Below are 8,287 nucleotides of genomic sequence, written 5' to 3'. Positions count from 1 at the left end.
GGTAAATTCCAATACCGAGCACCATTATTACATATCAAAACTAGGCGTTGATGCGTGGCAAGCCCTCTTTCCCTTTATTTTTTCGCATATTTTCCACTCGGGCGAGACAACGGCGCGGGGGTTCTCCGCATCACGAGCACTCCCCTGTTAACCCCCGCGCCTTGCGCTCTAGGTGAAATTAAAAACTTCACCTAGAGCGCAACACATCAAGCTTTGTAACGCTTTCATTGTTCAGATTTCATTGTACAAATTAAAGCAATAAATGCTGTCAAACGGGATCGCTAAAACACCACCATTTCACTCAAAAACACCCCATCGATATACACCTCATTGAACCTAAAACCGTTATAAAAATTTTGCATTGCAAAAAAATAACGATTTATCCCCAGGCATTCATCACTAAGCTATGCCGTTCTTCACTCAGCACCTGCAGATAGATTTCCGTGGTCTTGCTGTCACAGTGTCCCATTAACTGACTGATCACATGCAGCGGCACCGGCGGATTCGCCGTAACCATTGCCACCCCAAAGCCATGCCGCAGGCCTTTACCGGTTGCTTGCGCTCCCACAATCCCCGCCCTGTACATAACACGCTTCACTAAACGATAAGCGGTAGGCCGACTCATCGGCCATAACACACAGTCAGCGTTCATCTCACGGCGTAGCTGCGCACGTAGACCAAACACCAAATCCAAATGTTCAATCAAAGACGGCAGCACCGGCACGCTGCGATACTGTGCTTGCTTCAACCGGCCATGGGGATCGGTTTTATGCTTCTTAAGGGAACGAATAACGATTGCCGCATCCTCGACCATCACATGCCTGGGCGAGATAGCTAACGCCTCAGACGGACGACAACCGGTGTAATGCAGCACATGGCAAAACATCCGTTCACTTGGCGATTCTAAGGCACTGGCATCGAGGAAGCGCCGCCGTTCTTCCGAGGTTAAATACAACCGGTCACCATCGGGCGTAAACAGGCGCATTTCAGGGGCAATATCGAGGTTTTGCATGGGCTTGAATCAGTTCTCTAGAGATTTGATTGGGGTCGCCTCAGAAAACGGAAAATAAAGCACGCTAAGCCCTTACTTACCCAGATGTTTGACTGTTCGTGGCACTTTCACCATGGCAATTGCAATTGCCCAACCCTTGCAAAATGCCGCACGCCTCTACAGATCGAGAGCCAGAACACTTCTCGCGCAAATCAACCAAGTGCCGTTTTAACTGCAACAGCGCGGACACACGCATTTCCACCTGTTGAATATGGGCCTCCAGCAGCGTGTTGACCTCCCCACAGTCCTGCATCGGGTTGTCTCGCAGACCCAGCAATGCGCGAATCTCGCTCAACGTCATCTCGAGCGAACGGCAATGACGGATGAATTGCAAGCGCTCAATGTGCGCCTCACCGTACAGCCGGAAGTTGCCACCGCTTCGCGCTGGCTTCGGCAGTAGCCCTTCCTTCTCGTAGTAGCGGATGGTCACGACCTCGCACCCAGAGCGCTTGGCGAGGTCGCCAATTCTGATTTCCATGCATCAATCTCCAATTATCACTTGACTCTATAGTGACTATAGAGATTTTAATGGAGGCTGAATAGAAGATTTTCAGGAGTTACTCATGAGCGAATGCGCTTCAAAGGGGTGTGGCTGCACGACTGAGCCGATCATCCAACCCACGGCACCGGCCCCGCTGGCAATCGGATCGGCTCAAGCGGTGTACCGCATCGAGAACATGGATTGCCCGACCGAAGAGGCGCTGATCCGAAGCAAACTGGCCGGTCTGGCGGGGGTGGCGGGTCTTGAATTCAACCTGATGCAACGTACCTTGGCCGTGCGACACGAATTGCCTTCGTTGTCTCCCGTCGAGCAGGCGCTGAAGGCCATCGGCATGCAAGCTGTGCGCATGGATCAGGCGTCGGCCGAGCAGACGACCAAGCTGTCCATTGCCAAGATGGATTGCCCGACCGAAGAGACGTTGATCCGCAACAAGCTCGGCACCGTGGCCGGTGTTGCTGATCTCGATTTCAACCTGATGCAGCGCACGCTGTCGGTACGCCATGCGAACCAGGTTCTGCCAGACGTGCTCGTGGCACTGCAAGCGCTTGGATTCGAGGCGCAGGTCGTGGACACGGCAGAGGTCGCATCTCCATCCGCCGCCCCTGTGACCACGCCGACCAACTGGTGGCCGCTGGGCATCTCCTTGGTCACTGCATCGGCGGCCGAGGCGGTCTACTGGCTCCACAACGGCAATCACTGGTCGGTTGTCGTTCTGGCGCTTGTCGCGGTCTTCACGGGTGGCCTCTCCACCTACAAGAAGGGGTGGATTGCGCTCAAGAACCGTAATCTCAACATGAACGCCCTCATGTCGATTGCGGTCACGGGTGCCATGTTGATCGGCCACTGGCCCGAAGCGGCAATGGTGATGGTACTGTTCGCGCTGGCCGAGGTAATCGAAGCCAAATCGCTGGATCGCGCTCGTAACGCTATCCGTGGCCTGCTCGACCTGACCCCGGAACAGGCCACGGTACAGCAGGCTGACGGCACATGGCGCGAGGTGGGCGCCAAGCAAATCACCATCGGCGCCCGCGTCCGGGTCAAACCAGGTGAGCGCATCGCCCTTGATGGTGAGGTGCTGGAAGGCCGCTCTGCCGTCAACCAAGCCCCGATCACGGGTGAAAGCCTCCCGGTCGAAAAATCCCCCGGTGATTCGGTGTTCGCTGGCACGATCAACGAATCCGGCTCGTTCGAGTACCGCGTCACCGCCTTGGCCAACAACTCCACTTTGGCCCGGATCATTCACGCGGTAGAGGCTGCGCAAGGTAGTCGTGCGCCGACTCAGCGTTTTGTCGATCAGTTCGCCCGCTGGTACACCCCCGTTGTATTCGGCGTTGCCATCGCCGTCGCGTTGTTGCCGCCGCTGTTCATGGGTGCGGCATGGCTCGACTGGATCTACCGTGCATTGGTTCTGCTGGTGGTCGCCTGCCCGTGCGCACTGGTGATCTCTACACCGGTCAGCATCGTCAGCGGCCTGGCCGCCGCCGCCCGCCACGGCATTCTCATCAAAGGTGGCGTCTATCTGGAAGAAGGCCGCAAGCTGCGCTGGCTGGCTCTGGACAAGACCGGCACGATCACGCACGGCAAGCCCGCACAGACCGACTTTGTCACATGGGGCAATGCACTCGCCTCGGACAGCCGCAGCATCGCTGCCAGTCTGGCGGCCCGCTCGGACCATCCTGTATCCAAGGCGGTGGCACAGGCCGCGCAGACGGACGGGGTTGCCTTGCTCGACGTGGCCGAATTCAACGCGCTGCCCGGTCGGGGTGTGCAGGGCCAAATCAACGGTGAAACCTACCATCTTGGCAACCAGCGGATGCTAGAAGAGCTGGGGCAGCGTACTCCCGAGCTGGAACAGCGCATCGCGGCGCTGGAAACCATGGGTAAAACTGTCGTGATGTTGGTCAGCGCAAAAGGGGTTCATGCCTTATTTGCCGTAGCGGACACCATCAAGGAAAGCAGCAGGAGCGCCATTGCCGAGCTTCATGCACTGGGCATCAACACCATGATGCTGACCGGCGACAACCCCCACACGGCACAGGCCATTGCCGCACAAGCCGGGATCGACCGTGCGCAAGGCAATCTGCTCCCAGACGACAAACTGCGCGAAGTTGAGCTACTGGCCATAAAGGGCAAGGTCGGCATGGTCGGTGATGGCATCAACGATGCCCCGGCCTTGGCGCGTGCGGACATCGGCTTTGCCATGGGAGCGGCTGGCACAGATACCGCCATCGAGACCGCTGACGTGGCCCTGATGGACGACAACCTGGGCAAGATTCCGACCTTCGTGCGCCTGTCGCGTGCGACGGCGCAGGTGCTGATGCAAAACATTGTGCTGGCCCTTGGCATCAAGGCAGTATTTCTGGTGCTGACCTTCACGGGTCAAGCGACCATGTGGATGGCGGTGTTTGCTGATATGGGGGCCAGCTTGCTCGTCGTTGGCAATGGCTTGAGGCTGTTGCGCAAATGAGCTGGAAATTCTTTCTCTACGACTGGGGTGGTCTGAACATCGCGTTGTTCCAAGCCATCAACATGAGCACACCTGCAGCGCTGGAACCGCTGGCATCGTTCTTCAACCTTGTGATAGGCAACTACTGGACTGCACCACTGATGCTCTTGGCGATGTGGGGATGGTCAAAGTCGGCACCTGACCCAACGCGGGCCGATGCCATCCGGTACAGACTCAGAGTCTTTAGCGTGGCCTTTGCGTTGGCATTTCTCGTCGCCACCATCTTGAAGCTATGGATCGACTTTCCACGCCCGCCTGCCGTTTTTGGCGACATGGTGCGCGTTATCGGGGGCATCGAACGACACTACAGCCTGCCCAGCGGGCATGCCACCTATGCCGCGCTGGTGGTCGGCGCGCTCTGGCCTTTGATAGGCCGTCGTGGCCGTATCGGCTTGGTGTTGTACGCCGCATTGGTCGGTTGGTCACGCATCGCAGCCGGAATGCACTTTCCTGCCGATGTGCTGGCGGGGTGGGTACTTGGATTGAGTTGCACGGCGCTCGCCGGGTGGCTGATGCCGCTGGCCGCCCCTGTGTGGCAATCGGCTCGCCGCACATCGACTTGGGTCTGGTTCGCAGTGGCCGCCAGTGCTGTCATGACCGATCAGCTCGCAAAGTTCGCCATCACCCGCACGTTTGCCTACGGTGAACAGGTCGAAGTCACGCCCTTCTTCAACTTCGTCCATGTCCTGAATCCCGGCGCGGCATTCAGCTTTCTGGCGAACGCTGGCGGCTGGCAACGTTACTTTTTCATCACGCTGGGCCTGGTCGTTTCTGCTTGGCTGGGACGCATGCTGTGCCAGCAATTGCCCCGTCTCGAAGCGATGGGATACAGCCTGATCCTCGGCGGTGCGCTGGGCAATGTCGCGGATCGTGTGCTGCGTGGACAGGTTGTTGATTTCCTTGACTTCCATTGGCGACTTGCGCACTGGCCCGCCTTCAACCTCGCTGATGTGGCGATAACTATCGGAGCGCTCTGCCTGTTCTTGACGGTTGTACCGAAAAGCAGTAAAGGCACAGAGGCCGAGGTGTCCGGTTAAGCTATACCCTAACCTGATGTCAGATGCTTGGCGCAAAGCACGTCAGAATAGAGTTGTAGTTTGTATTTATTGACACAAGCCGCCAAGGGTAATAGATTTCATCCTGACACTTTTACCTTTGGAGGCATCTTGCAAGGTCAACGTATCGGCTATATCCGCGTCAGCAGCTTCGACCAGAACCCTGATCGGCAACTGGAGCAAATCGAAGTCGGTAAGGTATTCACCGATAAGGCTTCCGGAAAGGACACGCAACGTCCCGAACTTGAAAGGCTGCTGGCCTTTGTGCGCGAGGGCGACACCGTGGTGGTGCACAGCATGGACAGGTTGGCACGCAATCTCGATGACCTGCGCCGCATCGTTCAGGGGCTGACACAACGGGGCGTGCGGATGGAGTTTGTCAAAGAAGGGCTGGCGTTCACCGGCGATGACTCACCGATGGCCAATTTGATGCTGTCGGTCATGGGGGCTTTTGCGGAGTTCGAGCGCGCACTGATCCGCGAACGCCAGCGCGAGGGAATCGTGCTGGCCAAGCAGCGCGGTGCCTACCGGGGACGAAAGAAATCGCTGAACAGCGAACAAATTGCCAAGTTGAAACAGCGAGTCGCGGCAGGCGATCAAAAAACCTTGGTGGCCCGTGACTTCGGCATCAGTCGCGAAACCTTGTACCAGTACCTGCGGGAAGACTGATCATGCCGCGCCGCTCAATCCTGTCCGCCACCGAGCGCGAAAGCCTGCTGGCACTACCAGATGCCAAAGACGAACTGATACGGCACTACACGTTCAACGAAACCGACCTATCGGTGATCCGCCAGCGTCGCGGCGCTGCGAATCGATTGGGCTTCGCCGTGCAGCTTTGCTACTTGCGATTCCCTGGCATCTTCTTGGGCATCGATGAGCCTCCGTTTCCGCCCCTGCTGCGCATGGTGGCCGCACAACTCAAGGTGCCGGTGGAAAGCTGGAACGATTACGGCCAGCGCGAGCAGACACGGCGGGAGCACTTGGTCGAGCTGCAAACGGTGTTTGGATTCAAGCCCTTCACCATGAGTCACTACCGGCAAGCCGTGCATACATTGACCGAACTGGCCTTGCAAACAGACAAAGGCATTGTGCTGGCCAGCACCCTTGTTGAAAACCTGCGGCGGCAGAGCATCATCCTACCCGCCATGAATGCCATCGAGCGCGCAAGCGCCGAGGCCATTACCCGTGCCAACCGGAGCATCCATGCGGCATTGGCCGATTCCTTGATACCTGTCCATCGCCAGCGCCTGGACGAACTGCTCAAGCGCAAGGATGGTAGCAAAATGACGTGGCTAGCGTGGCTGCGCCAATCGCCCGCCAAGCCTAACTCGCGCCACATGCTTGAACACATCGAACGCCTCAAAGCCTGGCAAGCGCTTGACCTACCTGCTGGCATCGAACGGCAGGTACACCAAAACCGCTTGCTCAAGATCGCCCGCGAGGGCGGCCAGATGACGCCCGCCGACCTGGCCAAGTTCGAGTCGCAGCGGCGTTACGCCACCTTGGTAGCACTGGCCATCGAAGGCATGGCCACCGTCACTGATGAAATCATCGACCTTCACGACCGCATCATCGGCAAGCTGTTCAATGCGGCCAAGAACAAGCATCAACAGCAGTTCCAGGCTTCCGGCAAGGCGATCAACGACAAGGTGCGGATGTATGGGCGCATCGGTCAGGCGCTGATTGAAGCCAAACAAAACGGCGGCGATCCGTTCGCCGCCATCGAAGCGGTCATGCCGTGGGACACCTTCGCCGCCAGCGTCACCGAGGCGCAAACGCTGGCGCGGCCTGCAGATTTTGATTTCCTGCACCATATCGGCGAGAGTTACGCCACGCTGCGCCGCTATGCGCCGCAGTTCCTGGACGTGCTCAAACTGCGCGCCGCGCCCACCGCCAAGGGTGTGCTCGATGCCATCGACGTGCTGCGCGGCATGAACAGCGACAGCGCGCGCAAGGTGCCCGCCGATGCGCCAACCGCATTCATCAAGCCGCGCTGGGCAAAGCTGGTTCTGACCGACGAGGGTATTGACCGGCGTTACTACGAATTATGCGCCCTGTCGGAGCTGAAGAACGCACTGCGCTCTGGTGATGTTTGGGTGCAGGGTTCGCGTCAGTTCAAGGACTTCGACGAATACCTGGTGCCGATCGAGAAGTTCGCCACCTTGAAGCTGGCCAGCGAATTGCCACTGGCCGTGGCCACCGACTGCGACCAATATCTGCATGACCGACTGGAATTATTGGAGGCGCAACTCGCCACAGTCAACCGCATGGCGGCGACCAACGACTTACCGGACGCCATCATCACCACTGCATCGGGCCTGAAGATAACGCCGCTGGACGCAGCGGTGCCAGACGCCGCGCAAGCCTTGATTGACCAGTCGGCGATGTTGCTGCCGCACCTCAAGATCACCGAGTTGCTGATGGAGGTCGATGAATGGACGGGCTTCACGCGCCACTTCACACACCTGAAGACCGGCGACACGGCCAAGGACAAAACCTTGCTGATGACGACGATTCTGGCTGATGGTATCAATCTTGGGCTCACCAAGATGGCCGAGTCCTGCCCTGGCACCACCTACGCCAAGCTGTCTTGGCTGCAAGCCTGGCACGTTCGCGACGAAACCTATTCGACGGCGCTGGCCGAGCTGGTGAACGCACAGTATCGACAACCCTTCGCCGGAAACTGGGGCGACGGCACCACGTCATCGTCGGACGGCCAGAACTTCCGAACCGGCAGCAAGGCAGAGAGCACCGGGCATATCAATCCGAAGTATGGAAGTAGCCCTGGGCGGACGTTCTATACCCATATCTCCGACCAATACGCGCCCTTCAGCGCCAAGGTGGTCAACGTCGGCTTGCGCGACTCGACTTATGTGCTCGATGGCCTGCTGTACCACGAGTCTGACTTGCGTATCGAGGAACACTACACCGACACGGCGGGCTTCACCGATCATGTGTTCGGCCTGATGCACTTTCTGGGATTCCGGTTCGCGCCGCGCATCCGCGACCTGGGCGACACCAAGCTGTTCATTCCCAAGGGCGATACGGGGTATGAAGTCCAACAGAACGAAAACGTACGTTAAGGTTTTATTGGGGTTTATCTGCTTTAGGATTACAATCCACCGTACTTAAGTACGGAGAGCAAGGCCCAAATGTACACAATCAGTCAATTA

General features: G+C 58.0%; 5 protein-coding genes and 1 pseudogene. 4 read left to right on the top strand and 2 right to left on the bottom strand.

The features are described from left to right. Positions 1-379 precede the first annotated feature (379 nt). Together K5Q99_RS20665 and cadR are read right to left on the bottom strand one after the other, a co-directional pair. On the bottom strand, positions 380-955 hold the full coding sequence (locus K5Q99_RS20665) for a tyrosine-type recombinase/integrase (protein ID WP_246604552.1): 576 nt from the start codon (positions 953-955) through the stop codon (positions 380-382). 133 nt (positions 956-1,088) lie between these two features. Continuing rightward, positions 1,089-1,529: a Cd(II)/Pb(II)-responsive transcriptional regulator gene (gene cadR, locus K5Q99_RS20660; protein WP_011638890.1), complete on the bottom strand. Its 441-nt coding sequence runs from the start codon at positions 1,527-1,529 to the stop codon at positions 1,089-1,091. An 85-nt stretch (positions 1,530-1,614) separates the two neighbouring features. On the opposite strand from cadR, the gene K5Q99_RS20655 reads away from it, so the two are divergent. The 4 genes and pseudogenes from K5Q99_RS20655 to K5Q99_RS20640 all read left to right on the top strand — a co-directional run. Continuing rightward, a complete protein-coding gene (locus tag K5Q99_RS20655; protein ID WP_115407325.1) occupies positions 1,615-4,020 on the top strand; it encodes a heavy metal translocating P-type ATPase in 2,406 nt (801 codons plus the stop codon). Then, positions 4,017-5,096: a signal peptidase II gene (gene lspA / locus K5Q99_RS20650; RefSeq protein ID WP_011638892.1), complete on the top strand. Its 1,080-nt coding sequence runs from the start codon at positions 4,017-4,019 to the stop codon at positions 5,094-5,096. Before K5Q99_RS20655 ends, lspA begins: the two co-directional genes overlap by 4 nt. Positions 5,097-5,225: 129 nt before the next feature. Then, positions 5,226-5,783, top strand: coding sequence for a recombinase family protein (locus K5Q99_RS20645; protein ID WP_004213590.1), 558 nt, complete (start codon positions 5,226-5,228; stop codon positions 5,781-5,783). A 2-nt stretch (positions 5,784-5,785) separates the two neighbouring features. Then, a pseudogene (locus tag K5Q99_RS20640) lies at positions 5,786-8,170 on the top strand (Tn3 family transposase); the annotation flags it as partial. Positions 8,171-8,287: the final 117 nt, after the last annotated feature.

Source organism: Shewanella hafniensis (assembly GCF_019655335.1).
Taxonomy (GTDB): domain Bacteria; phylum Pseudomonadota; class Gammaproteobacteria; order Enterobacterales; family Shewanellaceae; genus Shewanella; species Shewanella hafniensis.
This window is presented reverse-complemented; position numbering and strand designations above follow the sequence as displayed.

What these genes read in the sequence shown, in the direction of transcription:
- cadR (WP_011638890.1), bottom strand. Translation starts at nt 1,529, where the DNA reads ATGGAAATCAGAATTGGCGACCTCGCCAAGCGCTCTGGGTGCGAGGTC.
- K5Q99_RS20655 (WP_115407325.1), top strand. Translation starts at nt 1,615, where the DNA reads ATGAGCGAATGCGCTTCAAAGGGGTGTGGCTGCACGACTGAGCCGATC.
- lspA (WP_011638892.1), top strand. Translation starts at nt 4,017, where the DNA reads ATGAGCTGGAAATTCTTTCTCTACGACTGGGGTGGTCTGAACATCGCG.